Source organism: Qipengyuania flava (assembly GCF_011762005.1).
GTDB classification, from domain to species: Bacteria; Pseudomonadota; Alphaproteobacteria; order Sphingomonadales; family Sphingomonadaceae; genus Qipengyuania; species Qipengyuania flava.
Map to the genome: position 1 here is coordinate 129,470 of NZ_JAASQU010000003.1, position 19,909 is coordinate 149,378.

Annotated in this window: 23 protein-coding genes and 1 tRNA gene; 10 read left to right on the plus strand and 14 right to left on the minus strand. The window is 59.2% G+C overall.

The features are described 5' to 3' along the window. Positions 1-45: 45 nt before the first annotated feature. Together FHS69_RS11035 and FHS69_RS11040 are read right to left on the minus strand one after the other, a co-directional pair. Positions 46-606: an RNA polymerase sigma factor gene (locus tag FHS69_RS11035; protein WP_341801774.1), complete on the minus strand. Its 561-nt coding sequence runs from the start codon at positions 604-606 to the stop codon at positions 46-48. Positions 607-613: 7 nt separating this feature from the next. Then, complete coding sequence (locus FHS69_RS11040; protein ID WP_166777750.1) at positions 614-1,054, minus strand: periplasmic heavy metal sensor; 441 nt, start codon at positions 1,052-1,054, stop codon at positions 614-616. A gap of 427 nt (positions 1,055-1,481) precedes the next feature. On the opposite strand from FHS69_RS11040, the gene FHS69_RS11045 reads away from it, so the two are divergent. From FHS69_RS11045 to FHS69_RS11075, 7 genes are all read left to right on the plus strand, one after another. Continuing rightward, a complete protein-coding gene (locus FHS69_RS11045) occupies positions 1,482-2,120 on the plus strand; it encodes a DUF2231 domain-containing protein (protein ID WP_166777751.1) in 639 nt (212 codons plus the stop codon). A 615-nt stretch (positions 2,121-2,735) separates the two neighbouring features. After that, positions 2,736-3,014, plus strand: coding sequence for a DUF411 domain-containing protein (locus FHS69_RS11050; protein ID WP_425128225.1), 279 nt, complete (start codon positions 2,736-2,738; stop codon positions 3,012-3,014). Further along, on the plus strand, positions 3,011-3,787 hold the full coding sequence (locus FHS69_RS11055; protein ID WP_279588322.1) for a glutaredoxin family protein: 777 nt from the start codon (positions 3,011-3,013) through the stop codon (positions 3,785-3,787). Before FHS69_RS11050 ends, FHS69_RS11055 begins: the two co-directional genes overlap by 4 nt. Continuing rightward, on the plus strand, positions 3,784-4,200 hold the full coding sequence (locus tag FHS69_RS11060) for a potassium channel family protein (RefSeq protein WP_166777753.1): 417 nt from the start codon (positions 3,784-3,786) through the stop codon (positions 4,198-4,200). The genes FHS69_RS11055 and FHS69_RS11060 overlap by 4 nt, the downstream gene beginning before the upstream one ends. Positions 4,201-4,264: 64 nt before the next feature. Continuing rightward, entirely contained in the window at positions 4,265-4,795 is a 531-nt protein-coding gene (locus tag FHS69_RS11065; protein WP_166777931.1) for a DUF305 domain-containing protein, read from the plus strand. Further along, entirely contained in the window at positions 4,792-5,277 is a 486-nt protein-coding gene (locus FHS69_RS11070; protein ID WP_166777754.1) for a DUF6692 family protein, read from the plus strand. Before FHS69_RS11065 ends, FHS69_RS11070 begins: the two co-directional genes overlap by 4 nt. Before the next feature lie 312 nt (positions 5,278-5,589). Next, positions 5,590-6,942, plus strand: coding sequence for a rhodanese-like domain-containing protein (locus tag FHS69_RS11075; RefSeq protein WP_166777755.1), 1,353 nt, complete (start codon positions 5,590-5,592; stop codon positions 6,940-6,942). Between the two features lie 131 nt (positions 6,943-7,073). Here FHS69_RS11075 and FHS69_RS11080 read toward each other — a convergent pair whose 3' ends face one another. Next, positions 7,074-7,349 carry an ArsR/SmtB family transcription factor gene (locus FHS69_RS11080; RefSeq protein ID WP_166777756.1) on the minus strand — a complete coding sequence of 92 codons (276 nt, stop codon included), beginning with the start codon at positions 7,347-7,349 and terminating at the stop codon, positions 7,074-7,076. Positions 7,350-7,487: 138 nt separating this feature from the next. Between FHS69_RS11080 and FHS69_RS11085 the strand changes: the two genes are divergently transcribed. Continuing rightward, positions 7,488-7,871 carry a hypothetical protein gene (locus tag FHS69_RS11085; protein WP_166777757.1) on the plus strand — a complete coding sequence of 128 codons (384 nt, stop codon included), beginning with the start codon at positions 7,488-7,490 and terminating at the stop codon, positions 7,869-7,871. Beyond that, the gene (locus tag FHS69_RS11090) at positions 7,864-8,721 is read left to right on the plus strand and encodes a 3'-5' exonuclease (protein WP_166777758.1); all 858 of its coding nucleotides are present in this window, start codon (positions 7,864-7,866) and stop codon (positions 8,719-8,721) included. The genes FHS69_RS11085 and FHS69_RS11090 overlap by 8 nt, the downstream gene beginning before the upstream one ends. 36 nt (positions 8,722-8,757) lie before the next feature. Here the strand turns inward: FHS69_RS11090 and FHS69_RS11095 are convergent, their stop codons facing one another. The 5 genes from FHS69_RS11095 to FHS69_RS11115 all read right to left on the minus strand — a co-directional run bounded on the left by FHS69_RS11095 (position 8,758) and on the right by FHS69_RS11115 (position 13,826). Next, positions 8,758-9,828 (minus strand): SAVED domain-containing protein, encoded by a 1,071-nt coding sequence (locus FHS69_RS11095; RefSeq protein ID WP_166777759.1) that lies wholly within the window; start codon positions 9,826-9,828, stop codon positions 8,758-8,760. 2 nt (positions 9,829-9,830) lie between these two features. Then, a complete protein-coding gene (locus tag FHS69_RS11100; RefSeq protein ID WP_341801790.1) occupies positions 9,831-10,295 on the minus strand; it encodes a Mov34/MPN/PAD-1 family protein in 465 nt (154 codons plus the stop codon). Continuing rightward, on the minus strand, positions 10,279-11,907 hold the full coding sequence (locus FHS69_RS11105; protein ID WP_341801776.1) for a ThiF family adenylyltransferase: 1,629 nt from the start codon (positions 11,905-11,907) through the stop codon (positions 10,279-10,281). Before FHS69_RS11105 ends, FHS69_RS11100 begins: the two co-directional genes overlap by 17 nt. An 86-nt stretch (positions 11,908-11,993) precedes the next feature. Next, complete coding sequence (locus tag FHS69_RS11110; RefSeq protein WP_166777761.1) at positions 11,994-13,196, minus strand: nucleotidyltransferase domain-containing protein; 1,203 nt, start codon at positions 13,194-13,196, stop codon at positions 11,994-11,996. A 556-nt stretch (positions 13,197-13,752) separates the two neighbouring features. Then, positions 13,753-13,826, minus strand: a tRNA-Cys gene (locus tag FHS69_RS11115). Positions 13,827-13,951: 125 nt separating this feature from the next. Between FHS69_RS11115 and FHS69_RS11120 the strand changes: the two genes are divergently transcribed. Continuing rightward, complete coding sequence (locus FHS69_RS11120) at positions 13,952-14,731, plus strand: acyl-CoA thioesterase (RefSeq protein WP_166777762.1); 780 nt, start codon at positions 13,952-13,954, stop codon at positions 14,729-14,731. Positions 14,732-14,972: 241 nt separating this feature from the next. On the opposite strand, the gene asd is transcribed toward FHS69_RS11120, so the two are convergent. The 6 genes from asd to FHS69_RS11150 form a co-directional block, all read right to left on the minus strand. Beyond that, positions 14,973-15,830 (minus strand): archaetidylserine decarboxylase, encoded by an 858-nt coding sequence (asd, locus tag FHS69_RS11125; protein WP_243844645.1) that lies wholly within the window; start codon positions 15,828-15,830, stop codon positions 14,973-14,975. Positions 15,831-15,835: 5 nt separating this feature from the next. Next, on the minus strand, positions 15,836-16,096 hold the full coding sequence (locus FHS69_RS11130) for a hypothetical protein (protein WP_166777763.1): 261 nt from the start codon (positions 16,094-16,096) through the stop codon (positions 15,836-15,838). 238 nt (positions 16,097-16,334) lie between these two features. Further along, positions 16,335-16,550, minus strand: coding sequence for a hypothetical protein (locus FHS69_RS11135; RefSeq protein ID WP_166777764.1), 216 nt, complete (start codon positions 16,548-16,550; stop codon positions 16,335-16,337). Positions 16,551-17,041: 491 nt separating this feature from the next. After that, a complete protein-coding gene (locus FHS69_RS11140; protein WP_166777765.1) occupies positions 17,042-17,839 on the minus strand; it encodes a crotonase/enoyl-CoA hydratase family protein in 798 nt (265 codons plus the stop codon). Further along, positions 17,836-18,570: a winged helix-turn-helix domain-containing protein gene (locus tag FHS69_RS13875; protein ID WP_243844646.1), complete on the minus strand. Its 735-nt coding sequence runs from the start codon at positions 18,568-18,570 to the stop codon at positions 17,836-17,838. Before FHS69_RS13875 ends, FHS69_RS11140 begins: the two co-directional genes overlap by 4 nt. A gap of 106 nt (positions 18,571-18,676) precedes the next feature. Further along, the gene (locus FHS69_RS11150) at positions 18,677-19,864 is read right to left on the minus strand and encodes an LL-diaminopimelate aminotransferase (RefSeq protein ID WP_094062558.1); all 1,188 of its coding nucleotides are present in this window, start codon (positions 19,862-19,864) and stop codon (positions 18,677-18,679) included. Between the last annotated feature and the right edge of the window lie 45 nt (positions 19,865-19,909).

Genomic DNA, 19,909 nt, shown 5'->3' on the forward strand with positions numbered 1-19,909 from the left:
GCGTGATAGCTTTTACCCCTTCTACGCAGCGGTCGTTCGTTTCCCTCACCCGAGTGAAATTTTTTCCTTCAGCGTCTTTCGGGCACGGTAGACCAGCGATTCCACTGCCTTTTCCGAGACACCCATCATCTCTCCCGCTTCGCGCTGGCTGTGCCCCTCGATGGCAACGAGTATGAGCGCCTCGCGCAGTCGTAACGGCAGGCGCTCGATCTCCAACTGCGTCCGACTCAGGATTTGTCGGTCCACCGTCTCGCTTTCCGGTGAGGGAGCAGGGTCGGGCGAGAAATCTGGCTCGGGGGAGGTGCCAAAGCCAAGAAAGCGGGCCGCTTTGCGGCGCCGCAGTTTATCACGGCATTTGTTGAGAGTGATTGTCGTGAGCAACGGTAACACGGGTCGCGACGGATCGAAGCGCGCGCGGGCAAGCCATGCCGAAGCCAAGGCGTTCTGCACCGCGTCCTCGGCCTCTTCACGGATCCCAAGCATCCGGGTAGAGGTCGTCAGCAGTTTGGGAATGAGCGGTTCGACCAGTCGTGTGAACGCACGGCGATCGCCAGCAACCACCTTGGCGACGAGAGCTTGTTCTTGAATGTCGACTTCGGTCGGCACTCCGCAATCATTCCGGTGGCGGACCGGTCAGCGACAGCGACACCTGCCGGTCGAACTCACGCTGCTGCTCTTCGTCGAGGATACTGCGCATCGCGAAAACGTGCCGGACGGTGGCCTTCTGTAGCTCACCCATCGCGGTGTGCACCTCGTCGATCGCCGCGCTAACTTCGGGGCCGTATTCATGCTCGCTGTCCATCGCGGCAGCGAGCGTTGCATTGGCCCGACGCACTTCAAGCTCTCTGCGTGCGTTCTCGATCGCATAACGTTCCTCGAGAAGGTCGAGCTCCTCCTCCTGATCCGCGGTAAGATTCAGACGCTCGTGCACGAAGTCGTGGAGCCCAACCGGTTCTTTTGATCCGAGCCAGCGTTCGGCACCGAGCGCTCCAAGGCATCCCGCAAACGCGGCGAGCACAACGGCGACGGCAATCTGGAACTTGGTGTTCTTCATCGTGAGACGTGCAGTAGATCGGCAGGAGAGAGTCGGGTCTGGTCGAGGAGGGTATACCGTGTGTCTTCGCTGTAGCCGGGCGCCTGAACGGTGAGTGCCCCAGCACCAAGACCGATGGTCAAAAGTCCCGCGAACAAGAAACTCCGCATCGTTCGATCACGTCTTGCAGTCAGTTCGCCGACCCGCTCCCAGACCCCTTCCATAAAATCGTCGCGCATACCGCCGGGGGCCTCATGGCTTAGCGCGTCAAGAATAGGGTCTAGCCTCTGTGTCATCGTCTCGTTCCAAGCCTCATAGCGCGGTCATTCTCACGATACGCCTCAAGCGCATCCATCCCTCACGGAAATAATTTTGCGGGAAAGCGCCTCGGCTTGCGTAGCAGACGGCATGACAACCGTTAACCGTTCGTGAAAGCTGGCAGGCCCTCGTGAAGTTTTTGTTTTCCCTGATACTGCTGTTCGCCGCCGTTCTGGCCACCAGCCCGGTCTACGCCCACGGTGATAATGCACACCGAAGTGAGGCGACTAGGGCTGCTGCTGACAAGAATGGCGACAGCTCCGCCGCTGCGCCCGCCACCGAAGCGGACGACGAAGCCGCAGGTGCTCATGGCCGCGCCTCCGAAGGCATCGATGGTGCCGAAACGAACCGTATGGTTCCGTTCCTTAAGACGCTCCATCCCGCAACGGTTCACTTCCCCATCGCCCTGCTTTTGACCGCGGCCTTCGTCGAACTGGCGGCTGCGATGGGCATGGTTGAAAGGGCCGGGCTGACAGTCCGGCTATTGATCTACACGGGAACAATCGGTGCAATTGCAGCGGCGTCGTTCGGTTGGATACATACCGGTTTCTGGTTCGGTGGCGATACGACCATGCAGCTCCACCGCTGGATGGGCATGCTGATCGCCGTCCTGGGCGTGGGCCTAGCTCTTATCGCGCATCGGGATGAGAGCGGCCGGATTCTGCTTCGGGCCGGTCTAGCCGTCATTGCCGTTCTTGTCGTCGCACAAGGGTTTCTGGGCGGTGAACTGGCCCATGGGCCAGATCATCTTGGATTGTCTCTTACGTGAGCGAGGTAGCTATGACGCATACAAAGCAGATGAAGATGATCGCGGTGGCGCTCGCGACTTCGTTGATGACCGGCCTTACGGCGTGTGACGCCCCGCCTGATCGCAAGGCAGAGGAGGAGCCTGCCATGGCGGCTGAGCCCGAAACGATGTCCGGCACCCAGCCCGACGCATCCCGAGCGAACCCGGAGCCAGGGGGCGACACGATGATGCCCGTCGAACCAGCGGGAAGAACCGATCCAGCTGGGATCTCAAAGCAGACGTCACGGCCTTCGGCATCACCTGCCGTTGCACCATCCCCAAGCGCCGCTCCTAAAGACGCATACGCATCGCCAACAGACGAGCACGCCGGGCACGACATGGCTTCAATGCCTGGCCACGAAATGGACAACCACTGAGGGGCGAATGATGAGCCAACGAAACTTCACCAGAGCTTGGAACCGGACCCGAAGGTCATTGGCCGCGAGCGGAATGGTCTTGCTAGCCGCCTGCACGAGCGCAGTGCAGGCCAGTCCCTACGTCATGTTCCGCGATCCTCAATGCGGATGCTGCGAGGAGTGGGCGAAGCACGTGCGTGCGGGTCTCGACCATGAGGTTGAGACACGAGAGGACCGCCCCATGGCTGAGGTCAAGGCCGAACTGGGCGTGCCGGATGCGCTCGCCTCATGTCATACAATGAAAGTAGATGGCTACATTATCGAAGGCCATGTCCCAGCTCGCGAGATCGCCCGTCTACTTGAAGAACGGCCAACTGGAGTGACAGGGCTCGCAGTTGCCGGCATGCCACTTGGCTCGCCCGGTATGGAGGTAGGTGGACGGGTGCAGCCCTATCAGGTCATCGCCTTTGGCCCTGCAGGACGCAATGTATGGGCAAGCTATTCGGAGAGCGCTTCATGAGCGGTCGATCCGGTCCTTCGAAAAAGGCCACCGTCTACCGGATGGTCATGCCCGACCATCTGTGTCCCTATGGTCTCAAGACCGTGGACCTGCTGAAGCGAGAAGGTTTCGAGGTCGAGGATCATCACCTGACCACGCGCAAGGAGACCGACGCGTTCAAGGAAAAGCACGGCGTCGAAACTACGCCGCAGACCTTCATCGATGGCAGGCGGATCGGCGGATACGACGATCTTCGCGAGCACTTCGGGAAATCGCGCAGTCAGCCGAAAGAGGGCGAGACGAGCTACCAGCCGGTCATCGCGATCTTCGGCGTGGCCTTCCTGCTCGGCCTGGCGATTAGCTGGTATGTCTTCGATACCATCTTCACCGTTCAGGCGATCGAGTGGTTCGTCAGCCTCTCGATGGCCTTGCTGGCGGTCCAGAAATTGCAGGACGTGCGCAGTTTCTCGACTATGTTCTTGAACTACGACCTGCTGGCGCGTCGCTGGGTGCCCTACGGCTTCGTCTATCCCTTCGGCGAGGGACTCGCTGGGGTCCTCATGGTCGCCCATGCTCTGCAAATCATTTCGGTCCCGGTCTCGCTGTTCATCGGCACGGTCGGCGCGGTCAGCGTGTTCAAGGCCGTTTATATCGACAAGCGGGAACTCAAGTGCGCCTGTGTTGGCGGCAACAGCAACGTGCCGCTGGGCTTCGTGTCGCTGACCGAGAACCTGTTCATGATCGGTATGGGTCTATGGATGGGAGCTAAGGCGCTTGGGTGGGTAGTCCTATGATTTGGGCGATCCTTCTCGGCTTCGCATTGTTCGCAATTTCGCTCTACTTCCACATGTGGATGCTGCGCGGAGCGAAGGCCGTGTCGCCGCCTGGCAAAGATCCTCGTCATCTGCGTCTACTGGCTGGGTCGAGCCTCGTTCTCGTTAGCCACTTGGTGATCGCGGGGATTTTCGCAGGAGGCATGTATCTCGCATCGGCTTGGGGCTTGGGCAGCCTTGAGAAGGACGTCATCGATAGCTGGATGGACTATTACTATTTCGCGTTGATCACGATTTCGACCGTCGGTCTCGGCGATATTCTCCCAGCGGGCCACATGCGTGCGCTTTCTGGGATCGCGTCGCTGACAGGTTTCCTGATGATCAGCTGCACCGCCCAATATGTCTACCAAACGATGAGCAAACAGGAGGAATGACATGGCGAACAGCGAGCAACACGAGCACGAGGGAGGCGGCGGCAACTACTGGCGCTTCATGGCGATGGTCTCGACCTCGACCGTCATCATGTTCTTCCTCATGTATGCCAACACCTTCGATGCCGATCACCTATTTTGGAGCGAAACCCGCTTCTGGATGATGTTCGTCATGGGCGCGATGATGATGGTCGTCATGCTCCTCTTCATGTGGGGCATGTATAAGGACCGGACGAAGAACTTCATCATCTTGGGCGTTGGGGCAATCGTTTTTGCGCTCGCCCTCTGGCTCGTGCGCAGTCAGACGACGGTCGACGACGAGGAATACATGGCGGCGATGATCCCGCACCACTCGATCGCGATCATGACCAGCGAGCGTGCGAGTATCAAGGATCCGCGGGTGCGGAAGCTCGCCCACGATATCATTCTCGCCCAGCGACGTGAGATCGCGCAGATGAAGTATCTCATCGCGGACATTGAAGAAAACGGCGTGCGGACGGAAGAGCGCCTGCCGGAAGAGATCGAGGCACCGCGCGCTCCTCCACCATCGCTCGCACCGGAACCGCTTGAGACACCCGAGGAAGGAGCAGAACAATGAAGACGCGACTGATACTACTGGCTAGCCTGTCTGCCGTTCTGGCCGGGTGCAACAAGAACACTGCCATCGGCAATGATCGGGAAGCACATCTCGACCCACCGGCCAAAGCTTCTTCGATCGAACCTGCCGCCAGTGCATTGCAGGGCGTGGCTACCGCACTGGTAAAGCCGGAGACAATGACCGATGCCGATATCGCCGCAATCGGTGGCGACCAGGGGCGCTGCGTGTTCCGCCTGACCGAGGTGGGTTTCCCAACCTTTGTCTACGAGCCAAACGGGTCCGGATTCATCAAGCTCAACGGCAAGTTGATACCGGTCGAGCCTGATGGCGCGGATCGCTTCACGAGCGGCGGACTGCTGGTCACAACGCAGATGCTCGATGACGAAGGAAACGCCGGTTTGCAGGCGCAGCAGTTGATCGTGGTTCCGCCGGGAGCGGAAGACGAACTAGGTTACAGAGGCTACGTCATTTGCGGCCGCTAGTGCTCTAAACCTGGACGTCTAAAAACCACGCGCTGCATGGGAGAGAAATTCGACATTTCTCCCGACCAGAGAGGCGATCACGATTGCCGTTGAAGTTGTCGCGCTGCGCGTCCCGTGGGGCTGGAAATACTCCGACCGAATGCCCGATTTTGGGGACATCGGATTGATCCCAGTCGCTATGTGGCTCGTGGCTCCACTCCCTGCACTCGGGCTCGCTGCGCGTAGCATCTTAAAATCCAAACGGAGTGGCGTTTCGATAACAATAGCGTCCAGGCATCTGCGCACAGCGAACAAACAAGAAAAGGAGAGAACGTGCTGCTCGAAAAGATCAAGACCCCCGGTCTATCCCACCTTTCCTATTTGATCGGATCGGGCGGTCAGGCCGCTGTTATCGACCCTCGAAGGGACTGCGAAATCTATGTGGAGAAAGCACGAAACGAAGGCCTGCGGATCACTCATATCTTCGAGACCCATCGCAACGAAGACCTGGTTTCCGGTGCGCCCATCCTCGCTGAGCTGACCGGGGCGGAAGTATTCCACGGCCCCAACGCGGACGGCGAGGTGGAATACGCAAAGACCACGAGAGAAGGCGACTGCTACGCGATCGGACAGCTCGAGATCCGCGTCCTCGAAACTCCGGGCCACACCTTCGACCACGTCGCCTATGCCATCTTCGATAGCGAGTATCCCGACAAGGCAGTCGGCGTGTTCACCGGCGACGCGCTGTTTGTCGGCGATGTCGGCCGAACCGATTTCTATCCCGATCGCAAGCGCGAGGTCGCGGGCCTTCTTTTCGAGTCGCTCCGCAAGATTTGCGATCTGGGCGACCAGGCGATCATTTATCCTGCCCATGGTGCCGGTTCGGTGTGCGGATCCGGTATGGCGGACAGGGAGTTTTCGACGGTCGGTCACGAGCGCCGCAACAACCCGATGCTCCAGATGAAGGACCGGGAGGCGTTCATCGATCGCAAGGTAAACGAACACCACTACCAGCCGCCTTATTTCCGGCTGATGGAACACCTCAACCTGGTGGGCGGCGATGCCGCACCGCGCGTGCTCAAACCCCAACCGATGAGCCTTGGCGAACTGTCGTCCTGCGATGCCGACAGGGTTATCGATGTCCGAGAGCCGCTTGCCTATGCGGCGGGGCATCTGCCGGGCAGCATCAACCTGCCGGTCGGCATGATCCCGGCCTTTGCCGGATGGTTCGTTGGCAAAGGCGAAAAGCTCGCGCTGGTGGCTTCGTCGCAGGACCAGCTATCAACCACGATGGAGCATCTGGTGAGGATTGCGCTCGATAACATCGTCGGGGGGTATGTCGGTGTGGTCCCAGCCGCAGCCTCGGGGAAAACCATGCGCTCGATCCCGATGATCGGGACGCAAGAAGTCGAGCGCCGTTTGCAGGAAAAATCCGGCGACTGGACCTTGCTCGACGTGCGAGATGCCGACGAGCGGCAGGCGCAAGCGATAAAGGGGTCTCGCCACATCTATGTCGGCGAACTGAACGAGAAGTGGAACGAGCTCGACCGCAGTCAGCGCTACACACTCATGTGCGCGAGCGGCATGCGCGCGACCGTCGCCGCCGGCTGGCTTGATGCGCATGGGTTCGACCATCTCGATGTCTTTTTGGGTTCGATGGGCGCTTGGAAGTCGGCACACGGGTGACCGGGTAGCAGTTCCTCAAATGGGGGGACGAATGGCCCAATTCCCTAGCTTTCCACAAGTAGCAAGAAGCCCAATTATCGGTGCATTTAAGGCCATGAACCGGAGCCCACGACGGTTCGAGAAGTCTCGGATCATCCAGCGGCTCTCAAGAGAAAAGCAACCAAGCTGCGCAACGCATCACGTTTCGCCCGGTAGGTGACTGAGCGGCCCTCCTTTGTCGAAGAGACCAGCCCTGCATTTCGTAATACCGATAAGTGGACCGAGGCATTATTGGGCATTGTGTCCGTTTGCTCAGCAACCTCACTAGATGTGATACCGTCGGCTGCTCTCGCAATGGCCAGAAAAATCTCCAGCCTCGTAGGCTGAGCAAGGGCACTGAGTTGCGCGACGATTTCCATTTTTTCCATTCTCCTGCTGATAGCGCTAGCAATCCCTACCGACAAGTTGATTCAATGCTTCAATACCTATTGAATTATTGAATTAACTGGTTATGTCGGATTTGCGAGGTGCCGGAATGTCCGGCGCGCAATACGAGGAGCGGTGCGATGAGCGATGCCGCAGACTTTAAATTCGACAACCCTTTGGAGCCCACTCCCGCAGATTGGAAACTCGATCCTCTCGAGGAAAATAGCGGGGGTATCATTACAGTTCAGCGCGTCTCTTTGGTGCGCATCGTGTGCGTTGCTGCTGAGACTGGGGCGCGTATGCAGCGCGACGGTTTGTCCGACGATCCGGTCAGTTGGATGATGTCGCCCCTGGAACTGTTTGGAGGCCTCGCTCCAATCGAGGCCTGCCTGGAACGGCTGCCCTGTTCGAAAGCAATCCTGTTGCACGGGCTGGGCCTCGCTCTCGACGCAGATTCTGAATCCATAGGTAAGCTGGTCGGCAGTGAGCAGCCAGTCAACCATCCGGAGCCGGTTCATGCCTGATCCGGCGAACTCTGATATCCGTCAACTTCGTCGTGTGGATCTGCGTGTCGGCGAAACAGGTGAAGGTGATCCGGACGCCCCCTCTCGGGTTGCGGCGGTGATTGACGTCGAGACTACGGGCCTCAATCAGGAGGCTGATAGCGTGATCGAGCTTGCCGTTCGCCGTTTCAGGTTTGATCCCGGTGGACACATCGTGGAGATCGGACGCTCATGGTGCTGGCGTGAAGACCCCGGCGTGCCCCTTAGCGATGACATTATCCGAATTACCGGCATCACCAACCAAGACCTCCGTGGGCATCAGATCGACGATTATCTAGCGACCCAGATTATCGCCTCAGCTGATCTGGTCATTGCTCATAATGCGTCTTTCGACCGCCCCATGGTTGAGAAACGACTGACCAACCTTCCTAGGAAGCAATGGGCCTGCTCTTGTCAGGAGATTGATTGGGTCAGTGCAGGCTTCGAGGGCCGCTCTCTCGGCTGGCTGTGCGCGCAAGCCGGCTGGTTCTACGACGCGCATAGGGCGCAGGGTGACGTCGACGCACTTATTCAGCTCCTTCGGCACGAGCGGACAGATGGCCGGCCCTTGCTCTTTGAGCTCGACGATAAGTCTTCGTCCTACAGCTTTCTTTTGGAGGCTGTGGGGTCAGCCTTTTCGACAAAGGACATGCTGCGGCTGCGCGGTTATCGCTGGGATCCTAAAGAGCAGGTCTGGTGGCGTGAAGTCTTCGAAGCCGATTTCGTTGCCGAACAGTCATGGCTCGAGATCGAAATTTACGCGCATGATAAAGGCGCTAGAGCCTTGGGGCCCCGTGTCACGCGCCGCGATGCATACAGCCGATACCGGTAAGAGTGCCCAATGCGCCAAGGCCTTCTACAGCGGCTCCTAGCGCTGAAATAGTTCGGGCCGACTACGCCCTGCGACCGGCATGACTACTGCCCAGGGAAATTTCAGTGGGTCAGCATTCTCATACTGGTTGACCAATAATTTCGGCAGATTGCGCTTATCATAGAGGGTTCCCAGCCTAATTGACAGGCTTGCGGGCGCTGCAAGAAAAAGTGAAATTTCTGAAATGCCATCTCTTGCCAGACCCATAATGGTATCCAAAAATTGCTGGCCTAGAGCCTGCTGCTTTTTCTCTGACCAGTGCGATGCTGTCGATCGATCCGCCAAGTCTAATCTTATGATCGGCGCACTGGGCTCTACCAATCTTATGTCAGCGTCAAGGACGTCATAAGATGCCGAAACAGCCAGAACGGCGCGAGAGTCTGTCTTGCAAACCTCACTCATGCCCGTGATCGCAAACCTTTTCCCATCGTCCTCATCATCTAAGGCGCGCCACATCTGCGACTTGCGGTCCCAGTCCATCAGGATGGTTTTGTGTTCGTCATCTACAATGACGCCCAACAAGAAAAGCAAAGGAACCGGCGCCAATCCTCCTAAGGCGAAGGTTACGTCAGATCGGTCGACGCCGCTTACGCGGCGCGCGATGTCATCAGGGAGGCCGGACAATCTCTCGAGGGCCCTATCCGGGCTTACGATTTGCCCATCTACGATCCTTTGCCGAACGTCGACGGTAAACGCGTCGCGACGCCCCTTCACTGCAGGAGATATTGCGTTCTCCAATGGCTCGCCGGCCCAATCTCGCAAGCCTCGAGCCTCAATCACAATCACTTTTTTACGATTTTCCAGCCGGACATCACGCACGATGAGGACCAGTCCGATAACGACGAGCGCTGTAGCGACAAGAAAGACAGCCCCAGTAAGAACGGCTGCTCCCCCTGAGCTGTCCCAGCTGAAGATAAAAGGCCCGTCTTTGGTCGGAATGGTAACGCCGACCGAAAGCCCGACCAAAGCCACAACGAAGAGACCAGCGCCAATTCTGGTTAACCTCAACCCGATGGATCGGCGACGGAAGAGCCAGTCGATCAGCGAACGCAAAAAATACTTGGTCAAGGTCACACCCCTTGGATTTCGGCCGGCGCTGCATCACGGCCGCGCTGAAAAAGAGTGCAAGATGCGCTCAGTTTCCACCACCAATCCAGCCGGACGATCAAAAGGACCGCGAAATCAATCTGTCTTTCTCCGTGCACAAGTTCGAACATCGACCCGGCATCTTGAATGCTCGGATTCACCGGGAAACTTGGATGGGAGTGCCATTCTCCCAAATAATTGAACCGGTCATATTCATTGCCCGTTCGTTCGAAAAAATCATGCAGGGCTTGTGAGTGAATCTCAGGGCTACGAACGAAATGCGCTCGACCGCCCGTTTCATTATCGACAGTAAGATCTACGATCCTGAAATGACCAGGGCTGAGTTGCTCGCCCATGATCACTCCACCAATCTCGCGTCTGCCGGAGCGACGCAGCGAACTACGTAGCTTCCACCTGATGGACGAACCTATCTCAACCCTCATCGTCATCGCTCGCCAAAAGTTCAGAAAGAAAAGCTTCAAGGGCCTCCTTATCAGCGGCTTTCGTCTTTTCACCCCATTGCTCGCCTTCGCCCAGATCGACAGGGCGAACGTCATAGGGAGCGGAGAAAATCCATTTCTCCTTTAGGCCGATGACGTAGGTGGAATATGGAAATTGCGAGGCCTCAGGACGAGACAAGTAATCGATGATGAAACGAGATAGGTGCGACGCTATGACTGTAACATCGGCGTCATCAGCTACGAGGGGCGTTCCATCGTCTGCATGGTCCGAATAGGGTTTTGACGGACCATCGTCTGGCCAAGGGACACCTTGATCTCGATACCAAGCCTCAATGCGTTGTCGTGCGACTAGTGGGGGTGGTTCAATCCCTGGACGGAGCCTCGCTACAACCCCGCCGGCACCCCCTCCGAAGACCTGAGCCCAGAAAAGTGGCCTTTCAAACCTGCGCGCGATCGCCCCGCAAAAATTGAAAACATTTGGTTCAGCGGTCGCATCAATGATGAGATCGCACGCTCTTATAGCTGCAATGGTCGCCGATGCAGATGCGCCGCTCTCTTGCCCACCGACTGGATTGGTCCTTGCGTCAACGACACAGTTCGGGTTGATTTCATTTAAACGCGAACCGAGGGCTGGCGCCTTGTGAACTCCGACCGAACGCCAATCCAACTCGTTGCGAACAAGATTTCCAGAAGCTAGAATGTCGCCGTCAATCAGAACGAAGTTCGTCACTTCAGAGCGTGCGAGCTGAACCGCAATCTTCGATCCTACCGACCCACACCCTACGATCGCCACCTTCGCGCTTTTCAAATTGTGATATTCAGAGTCGAGGCGCTGGTGGTCTGGCTCGGTGAAGATCGCTTCGTATTTAATCAGCCTCCGCTCGTCATCCCCAGAGAACACAATGCTTACATGCGGGCGTTCGCCATCGAACAAGACAACGAGTTTCGTTTCGGTGTCGTTCACAAGTTCGGTTGCAAAGTTTCCAAGACCATTTGACCAGAGCAGCGCACGAAGTTCCGCTAGGTCCTTGCAGGGCCGATTCAGTTTTTCAGCGATGCGTATTGCTACACCCGCTATCGGACGAGTCTCTCCTCCCCTTTTCGCTAAGCTCTCCCAGATCGGGGCCGCCGCGGGGCCAATCGAGTAAAGCTCCGCGACAAAGGTTTGAGCGGTCACCTGCTCATGGATCTCGGCCTCGACGAAATTCCCTGGCTTGATCTTCGAGAGACCAACGAGCGTCTCTGCGGAATAAAAGAATCGCAACGTGGAATGACGGAAACGTTGGGAGCGCGAGATTTGATGATCTGAAGGTGCGGGCCGGCCGGTCTCTTTTTCGGTTGAGAGAAGGCGATGCGCGCTTTCAATCATCATCGCGCCAGTGATATCCGTTGTCCAATTGTCTGGTCGATACTCCAAGCAGAGCTCGCCTTGAGGGCCATACTGATGACCGGATAGCCGTTGCCCATCCCGAGAGAAGACCGACGGGGCCGCGTCCGGAAAGAGTTCTGGATATCGGAGGCTTAATGGGATTACCTTGTCGTCTATCTCGAGGTTGAAATCGAATACGAGCGAGAACTGCTCGTTAAGACGAGTCTTCACGATGGTGAGCCAAGTGTGGAGCTCCGCGAGCTCACCGATCGCGACTTGCTCGTCACGCGCCCGACCGGGCTGCTCAGCCCACCAGATCAAGCAAAACCCTTCGGAGAGGTGGGTTCACGTCGCGTATTTGGAAATGCGGGAGCACCTGATGATGCGGCTCCGATGCCAACCGCGGCGGCTGCGGGGCGCAACATGCTGCTAGGAGGATTCATCCGTTCCGCAGCTCTGCTGGCAACGACACCGATCCGGGGTTTGACGCTTTCAACCAGTTGCCTTCGTTCAACTTGTTTGGCGAGATGGGCGAAATCTTGCCGCGCTTGGTCAAGCCACTCGAAAAAGGCATCCTCTCGCTCAGGATAGAGTGGCCATTTGTCCGCGAAGTTTTCCAAGGGGTCGGATGGGTTGCGAATTATCCGAATATCCCCGTTGTCTTCGATGGAATTATCCATCTTCGACAAAATCGCAAAGAGAGCATCAGCGACCTTTGCTTCGCCCTCATATGCATGCGCAGCGAGTGTAGTAATGATGATGGATATTGGCCGATCGTCATAGCGACCTTCAAACATACCGTCGCGATGACGCTTAAGTATCATGATAACCGATTGAAGAGGAGTCCTAACCCTGTAGATAGGTATTTCTTCGACGCTCGCACTGATTGTCTCAGCAAGTATTTGACGGCGCTCATCAAAGATTGGGCCCATCCGCTCTTGAAACCACTCAGCGTAACCCTTCGGGTTCGATGTTGGCCATTCGTCGGTCACGTCTTCGTAATTCGGAAGACGCCGATCCGTAATTACGATTGCTGAATCGGCCCAACGTGTATCGAAACCTCCAGCTTCGAGCAGAATGCGCCGTTGAGCGGAGTTCGGAATTGCAGGGACGATGTCCATGTGAAACTGGGCTTCATCTGCATAGGTTAGCACCCAACAGCGGTTGCCCTCATTCACCGGCTTTTGGATGCCTTTCGCGCGGCGATAGTCTTTGATCTCATCACCGACGAGCGCCTTTAAATCTGCCTGACTCAAGTCGCCAGTGTCGAGATCCCGAAGAACGCACACGGAATCGACATCGTATTCCTCTCCATCGTTCGAAGGGCGAATAGCCGTTCCAAGACGGAAGGATCCTTGCACATAAACTTGCGGGTCGTATTGACGAACGCTCGATTCTGGCCGGTGCAACCAGTCTCCCAGTGACTCGTAGCTACGGCAGGCTTGATCATAGCGCGCATCACTTATGGCCAACTCGTCAGCCAAGGCGGCAAGAAAGTCTTCTGCGACTTTAGTCGGCATCTTAGATTCCCCTCTTTCCGCATTTGTTGCTGATAAGAGAGGATTTCAATAGCTGACCAGCTTTTATGTGGTTTTTTGCCAGAGGCCCTAACGTGCTAGCATGAGCATCCGGTCCCCAGCCAACAATCCCACTATTGCGATAGGGATATGCGCATGACACGGAAGGGAGGTCGTAAGATCTTAGTTCCAAGACACGCATTATAAGAATTTGCGAGCGGTCATCGCGCGTAGATCAACCGAGACTACGTCGCAAAGCAGCCCAATCCTGACAGATTCTTATTTCCGAACCCGACGAAGCCATGTGCATGGGGCCTCCTCCCCTTAGCTCGGGGGAAATTGCCCCACCGCAATCGGTATAGGACGGCGAGTATTTCAACAGACAACTAAAAGCTGGGCGCAGCGTGCATCGCCGACAGTATGACGTCCGATGCCGAGGCAAAAACTTCTGAGTTATCGGCAAACGTCAGCAGCGGGAGGCAGACGTCTTTGTCTCAATCTATCCGGAAACTGCTCATGTCCAAAACTGAGCAACTCCTGCGCCGAAAGGACAGAGAAGTGGAGGCCCGAGCCGGAATCGAACCGGCGTGCAAGGATTTGCAGTCCTCTGCGTAACCACTCCGCCATCGGGCCTCGCCCCTCCCTCTCGGGAAGGAAGCGGCGCACTAGCGATTCTGTGCGACAAAGGCAATCGCCTCGTGATGCCTTACGTAACGTCAGTCTGGACGCCCTGGGCGATAGCGGCAATGACACCCATCATGAGCACTGCCAATCTCCTCGATCCGATCACCGCCGGCGCGGGTGAAACGCGCTTTTCCGGGCTCGACCACTGGATGCAGGGCCGCACGCTCTATGGCGGTGCGTCGGCTCTGATCGCCTACACCGCAGTGACGCGCGCCTTCCCGGACCTGCCCCCGCTGCGCGGCGCGCAGATCGCCTTCGTGGCGCCGACCGGACCCGAGATGGAACTGCGCCGGGAGATCGTGCGGCAGGGACGCAACGTGGCGCAGGTTTGCAGCGAGATCTGGTGCGCGGGCGCCTGCGCGCTGACCGCTTTCTGGCTGTTCGGCACCGATCGCGAGCCCAATGCGCTGCACCACGCGGCGCCGGTCGACGAATGGCCCGGCGCGCCCGAGGAGGCGGAACCCGCGATGCACGGCAAGGGCCCCGCCTTCATCCAGAACAACTTCGAGATCCTCCGTGCGCAGGAACAGCAGGGCCCCGGCGCGCCCGTGGTGCGTCGCTGGGCGCGCCTCACCGAGCGCAGCGGGCTCGACCCGGTCAGCGAGCTGATCCTGATGGGCGACGTGCTGCCACCGGGCGCGATGCGCGCAATGCAGCGGCAGGGCCCGCTGAGTTCGATCAACTGGTCGTTCAACCTGCTCGATTCCGCCCCGGCAACGCGCGACGGGTGGTGGCTGGCCGAAACCGCCAGCCAGCATGCCGACGCGGGCTATTCGTCCGAACGGCTGCGCCTGTGGAATGCCGACGGCAAGCAGATCCTCGACGGCATGCAGTGCGTGGCGGTGTTCGGCTGAAGCTGGACCGCGAAAGCCGCGCGCGAGAAGCGTGACCTTCGCTGAAATCCTTCGCATCCAGTGCCTTGGGTCGCACGACAGTGCCGCCCGTGTGACCTTTCAACTGCGCGGCGCTCCATGCTTCTGATCCGACTAGGGTAACCATCGCACACGATCGAAGGGCCGCAGCCATCATGGCGGGCGCAGGGCGAGTAGGAAAGCGGCCCTCGTGGCGGATCAAATTGCGGGGCCCGGGCGGGCATCAACGCGCGGGCGTGTTGCCCATCGCCTCGCCCAGCCGGACCGGCCCTTCGGGGCGCCAGTCCGCATTGAAATCGATGACATCCTTTTCAAACAGCATGATCACGGTCGATCCGAGCAGGAAGCGCCCCATCTCCTCGCCCTGCTCGAGCGCGATCGGGCGGTCTGCGTACTCCCATTCGGCGATCACCCCGGTGCGCCGCGGATTGACCACGCCGTGCCAAGTGGTCGCCATGCTGCCGACGATCGTCGCGCCGACCAGCACCATCACGAAGCGCCCATGCGTTTCGGAGTTGAATACGCAGACCACGCGTTCGTTGCGGGCGAACAGCCCGGGCACGCCGCGCGCGGTCGTGGGATTGACCGAGAACAGCGCGCCAGGGACATAAATCATGCGCTGCAGGCGGCCCGCGCACGGCATGTGCAGCCGGTGATAATCCTTCGGCGAGAGATAGAGATTCGCGAAGCTGCCGTGACGGAACCGGTCCGCCAGCGCGGCATCCCCGGCGAGCAACTGGGTCGTGGTAAAACGATGCCCCTTCGCCTGCAGGATATGATGGTCGTCGATCGCGCCGAACTGGCTGATGGCACCATCCACCGGAGAGATGAAATCGGCATCGGCCAGCGGCCGCACACCCGGTTTCAACGGGCGACCGAAGAAGTCGTTGAACGAGGCATAGCTGGCGATGTCCGGGTTTTCGGCCTCGCTCATGTCGACACCGTATTTCCCGACGAACCAGCGGATCAGCCGGGTCGTCGCCCGCCCCCCCTGCGCCCGCGCAACACGACCGGCAAATTGGGTGAGCCCACGTTTGGGCAAAAGGTATTGCGGCAGGACAGACAGGCGACCGAACATCATGACCTCTAACGTGGAACGCACCCGATCGTGCCGCCGGCTTGCCGCGGCTCTGAACCGGATCTTAGCAGCGTGTAGAAGAATGATCGGGCGATAACGGATGCATGCGTCTCCTGTCCATTGCGGTGAGCGACATGGAGCGCGAGCGTCTGCATGACATTGGATGCCCATTCGACAGTGTTGTCCGATCGCAGCAGCGCGAACAGCGTCTTATCGCCGGGCAGGTCGACCGCCACCGCTTCGCCCCGCACGCCACGCTCCACCGCCATACTTGCAGGGCTCGCCCCAGCGCGAAGCAGAGCATGACACGTCTGGGCCCACGAAGAATCTTATGCTCGGGCTTCTGCATAGCGGCATGCATTGGCGCAGATCGTCATAGATTTGTTCATGCACGCGCACGAGTTGGGCGCTTTAACCTACCAGCTATCCCGGCAGCCTCCTCGCAAAACGACGCGCCGATAGATTTGCTCATCGTGTTGGATGGGGCAGGCAGTGCCTGCCCCATCCCTATCTAGCGTCGCAATTGCCGTACGACACTGTGTAGTTGTTCGTATACGAACCGTCCATCACTTCGAAGCCGTTGCAGTACACGGTGAACTGACCAACGAATTGGCCGTTGTTATCGAAATAGTTGTACTGGATGTGAAACGTATCGAGTAGATTGGCCGATGCTGGCACAGCAAACATGATTGCAGCAGCGACACCGATAAGAGCTTTCTTCATCACTTACCTCCTTTGCCGAGAGATACCCGACGAGTCGAATGCTACACGATTATTTAGATAATAAAAGTCGCACAGCCACAGAAACAGTTTCCAACAAGGGTTAATCCATTTCGGACTAAGATTAAAACCGGCAGATCACACGCCACACCATCATTAATACTTTATCCTCTTAGGCAAATGGCTCGTTTGAGTTCCTTTTCGTTTCCGGCTCGCTGCCGTACCCCATCCGGATCGGATACGAACCCGTCTAGGTCGATCATTGTTCGCCATGGGGAATTCGGGCTGGAACGCCCGCACCAAGTAAGTCGGCAATCGGCGCGACGGCACTACCGCAATCTGCCGTGAGTTTGACCGGCGTAGAGCGGACCTGCTCGGCGGCGATGTCCGCACCGAGCTAATCTATCCCGTAGTGGTCGAACTGGTGCGTGACCGATTGTTCGTGGTGGTGGACCTATGCCGAACTGTTCGATGGGTAAGCGCAGTCCTCCGTGTCACACATCGGTAAACACCGGCGCGCGTTTCTGCATTTCGGCCATCACCGCCTCGATCTGGTTGGGCTTGCGGATGATGCCGTCCTGCTCCTCGCTTTCGGCCATCAGGATCGCGTCTTCGCCTTCCTCGTGCATGACGCGGAACAGGCGCTTGGCGCCGCGGATCGCGTGCGGGTTCTTGTTGGCGATAATTTCGGCGAGCGCGGTGGCGCGAGCATGCGGATCGTCTTCGAGCATGGTGGCGAAGCCGAGGCCCAACGCTTCCTCGCCCGTGAACTCGCGGTTGGTGTAGGTCAGTTCACGCAAAATATCGTCACGCACCAGCCCGCGCCACAGCGCATAGCCGCCCATGTCGGGAACAAGCCCCCATTTCATCTCCATCACCGCCATGCGCGTGGCGGGATGAACCACGCGGATATCGGCGCCGCTGGCAATCTGCAGCCCGCCGCCGAAGCACACGCCGTGCACCGCGGCAATCACCGGTACCGGGCATTTGCGCCAGGTCATCGCGGCTTCCTGCGCGCGGTTGGCATTGCCGTGGCTGCGTTCGGCGAGCGTGCCCGAACCGGTCGGGTCGCCGCCGAAGCTGGCGGTGTCCAGCCCCGCGCAGAAGGCACGCCCCTCGCCCGACAATACGGCGACGCGCAGTCCCTGCATGTCGCGCAGGGCTTCGCCCGCGGCGAGGACCGCTTCGAACTGGTCCGGGTCGAGCGCGTTCATCTTGTCGCCGCGCGTGAAGCGCACCTGCGCCACGCCGTTGTCGCCCAGTTCGATGGAAACGCGATCGTTGAAATTCATGGCGATGTCTCTCCCGGAAAAGCACTCTTGCGTCCTTGGTACGCATCATGCCCGACAAGTCCAGTTGTAGGCGGCGCATCGTGCCCCTGGCGCTGCGCCGGGATCGCGAGGCAGTAGCTGCCCTGCGCATCGGTGCGCACCAGCCAGCCGCAGCGCGCGGCGTGCAGCTTGGCCCGCAGGCGCGAGACGTGCACCGCCAGCGAATTGGTTTCTGGCGCGCGTTCCAGCCGCCAGACGTCGCGCAGCAATTGCGCGCGCGTGACGCTGGCACCGGGCGTTTCGGCCAGCCGCCATAGCAGCGCGAATTCCCGCGGATGCAGGCCAAGCCATCGTCCGCCGGCGCGCCCGTCGCGTTGGAACAGGTCGAGTGTGACGGGGCCCGCGTGCAGTTCGCGCGGCAAGGCGCGCGCACGGTTGCCGATTCGCGTGAGCCGCGCTTCAAGTTCGACATGGGTGACCCGGCTGCCAATGGCATCGCCCAATCCGCGCGCCAGCAGAAAGGTGCGCTCGCGGGGATCGTCCACCCCCACGGCGACAACGCGGGCGGGCGTTGACACCCCCTGCCAGCGCGGAAGGCGACTGTTCCGGCGCCAGTCGAGCACCACCGGAAGCATGCCGGCCGTAGCGCGTTCATCGACCACGTGCTGCATCGACCAGTCGGCCAGCCGCAAGTCCCACCGGATGGGAATGTGGGGACTGGTCGAAAGCCACTGGAACACCGGCCCGTGCATGAATCGCCCCCCGCCCCCTGGTTGAGGCGTGTGAGGGTAAGTCGATGGATTCGTTTGGGAACCACCCGACAGCACAGATGCTGCCGAAACGGATATATCTCCTGCGTCAGCCGCGCGCGTGTTCGGCGAGGAATCGCTTCACATTGCGCGCCGCCTGCCGGATGCGCTGCTCGTTCTCGACCATGGCAATGCGGACGAAGCCCTCGCCCTCCTCGCCGAAACCGACCCCTGCCGCGACCGCGACGCCGGCGTGTTCGAGCAATTGCTTGGAGAATTCGAGGCTGCCCATGTCCTCGAAGCCGGGGGGCAATTCGGCCCAGGTGAACATGCTGGCGGGCGGGTTGGGGATCGGCCATCCCGCGCGGGTGAAGCTTTCGACCATCACGTCGCGGCGGCTTTGGTAACGCAGCCGGTTCTCCTCGACCACGTCTTGCGGACCGTTCAGCGCGGCGCAGGCGGCCGCTTGGATCGGGGTGAAGGCACCGTAGTCGAGATAGGATTTCACGCGCGTCAGCGCGGCGACCAGTTCGGGGTTGCCGACGCAGAAGCCGATGCGCCAGCCCGCCATCGAGAAGGTCTTCGACATTGAGGTGAACTCGACCGCGACGTCCTTCGCGCCGGGCACTTCGAGGATCGAGCGGGTCGGCTTGCCGTCGTAATAGAGTTCGGAATAGGCGAGGTCGGAAAGGATCCAGACCCTGTTCTCGCGCGCCCAGGCCACGAGCCGCTCGTAGAAGGCGAGATCGACCGTTTCCGCAGTGGGATTGCTCGGGTAATTGACCACCAGCACCGTCGGACGCGGGACAGTGTAGGCCATCGCATTGTCGAGCGCCTTCCAGTAGCGTTCGTCGGGCGTGGTCGGCACCGAGCGGATCGTCGCACCCGCAATGATGAAGCCGTATGTGTGGATCGGATAGGCGGGACTGGGCGCAAGGATGACGTCGCCCGGCGCGCTGATCGCGGTCGCCATCGACGAGAGGCCTTCCTTCGAGCCCATCGTCACCACCACTTCGCGCTCGGGATCGAGATCGACGTTGAAGCGGCGGCCGTAGTAATTAGCCTGCGCCTTGCGCAGGCCCGGGATGCCTTTCGACTGCGAATAGCCATGCGCGGTCGGCTTGGCCGCGACCTCGCACAATTTGTCGATCACATGCTGCGGCGGGGGCTGGTCGGGATTGCCCATGCCCAGATCGATGATGTCGCGCCCCGCCTGCCGCGCGGCATGCCGCATCGCGTTGACTTCGGCGATGACATAGGGGGGCATGCGTTTGATGCGGTAGAATTCGTCGGACATCCTGTCTCTTTCGGCATTGGTCGAGTCACACTGATTACCTATTCA

Excerpts from the sequence above, each read along its gene's own strand:
- FHS69_RS11090 (WP_166777758.1), top strand. The coding sequence starts at position 7,864 with ATGCCTGATCCGGCGAACTCTGATATCCGTCAACTTCGTCGTGTGGAT.
- FHS69_RS11120 (WP_166777762.1), top strand. The coding sequence starts at position 13,952 with ATGAGCACTGCCAATCTCCTCGATCCGATCACCGCCGGCGCGGGTGAA.
- FHS69_RS11065 (WP_166777931.1), top strand. The coding sequence starts at position 4,265 with ATGGTCTCGACCTCGACCGTCATCATGTTCTTCCTCATGTATGCCAAC.
- FHS69_RS11040 (WP_166777750.1), bottom strand. The coding sequence starts at position 1,054 with ATGAAGAACACCAAGTTCCAGATTGCCGTCGCCGTTGTGCTCGCCGCG.
- FHS69_RS11100 (WP_341801790.1), bottom strand. The coding sequence starts at position 10,295 with ATGACGATGAGGGTTGAGATAGGTTCGTCCATCAGGTGGAAGCTACGT.
- FHS69_RS11080 (WP_166777756.1), bottom strand. The coding sequence starts at position 7,349 with ATGGAAAAAATGGAAATCGTCGCGCAACTCAGTGCCCTTGCTCAGCCT.
- asd (WP_243844645.1), bottom strand. The coding sequence starts at position 15,830 with ATGATGTTCGGTCGCCTGTCTGTCCTGCCGCAATACCTTTTGCCCAAA.
- FHS69_RS11150 (WP_094062558.1), bottom strand. The coding sequence starts at position 19,864 with ATGTCCGACGAATTCTACCGCATCAAACGCATGCCCCCCTATGTCATC.
- FHS69_RS11070 (WP_166777754.1), top strand. The coding sequence starts at position 4,792 with ATGAAGACGCGACTGATACTACTGGCTAGCCTGTCTGCCGTTCTGGCC.
- FHS69_RS11055 (WP_279588322.1), top strand. The coding sequence starts at position 3,011 with ATGAGCGGTCGATCCGGTCCTTCGAAAAAGGCCACCGTCTACCGGATG.
- FHS69_RS11140 (WP_166777765.1), bottom strand. The coding sequence starts at position 17,839 with ATGAATTTCAACGATCGCGTTTCCATCGAACTGGGCGACAACGGCGTG.
- FHS69_RS11060 (WP_166777753.1), top strand. The coding sequence starts at position 3,784 with ATGATTTGGGCGATCCTTCTCGGCTTCGCATTGTTCGCAATTTCGCTC.
- FHS69_RS11085 (WP_166777757.1), top strand. The coding sequence starts at position 7,488 with ATGAGCGATGCCGCAGACTTTAAATTCGACAACCCTTTGGAGCCCACT.
- FHS69_RS11130 (WP_166777763.1), bottom strand. The coding sequence starts at position 16,096 with ATGGCGGTGGAGCGTGGCGTGCGGGGCGAAGCGGTGGCGGTCGACCTG.
- FHS69_RS11135 (WP_166777764.1), bottom strand. The coding sequence starts at position 16,550 with ATGAAGAAAGCTCTTATCGGTGTCGCTGCTGCAATCATGTTTGCTGTG.
- FHS69_RS11110 (WP_166777761.1), bottom strand. The coding sequence starts at position 13,196 with ATGCCGACTAAAGTCGCAGAAGACTTTCTTGCCGCCTTGGCTGACGAG.
- FHS69_RS11050 (WP_425128225.1), top strand. The coding sequence starts at position 2,736 with ATGGCTGAGGTCAAGGCCGAACTGGGCGTGCCGGATGCGCTCGCCTCA.
- FHS69_RS13875 (WP_243844646.1), bottom strand. The coding sequence starts at position 18,570 with ATGCACGGGCCGGTGTTCCAGTGGCTTTCGACCAGTCCCCACATTCCC.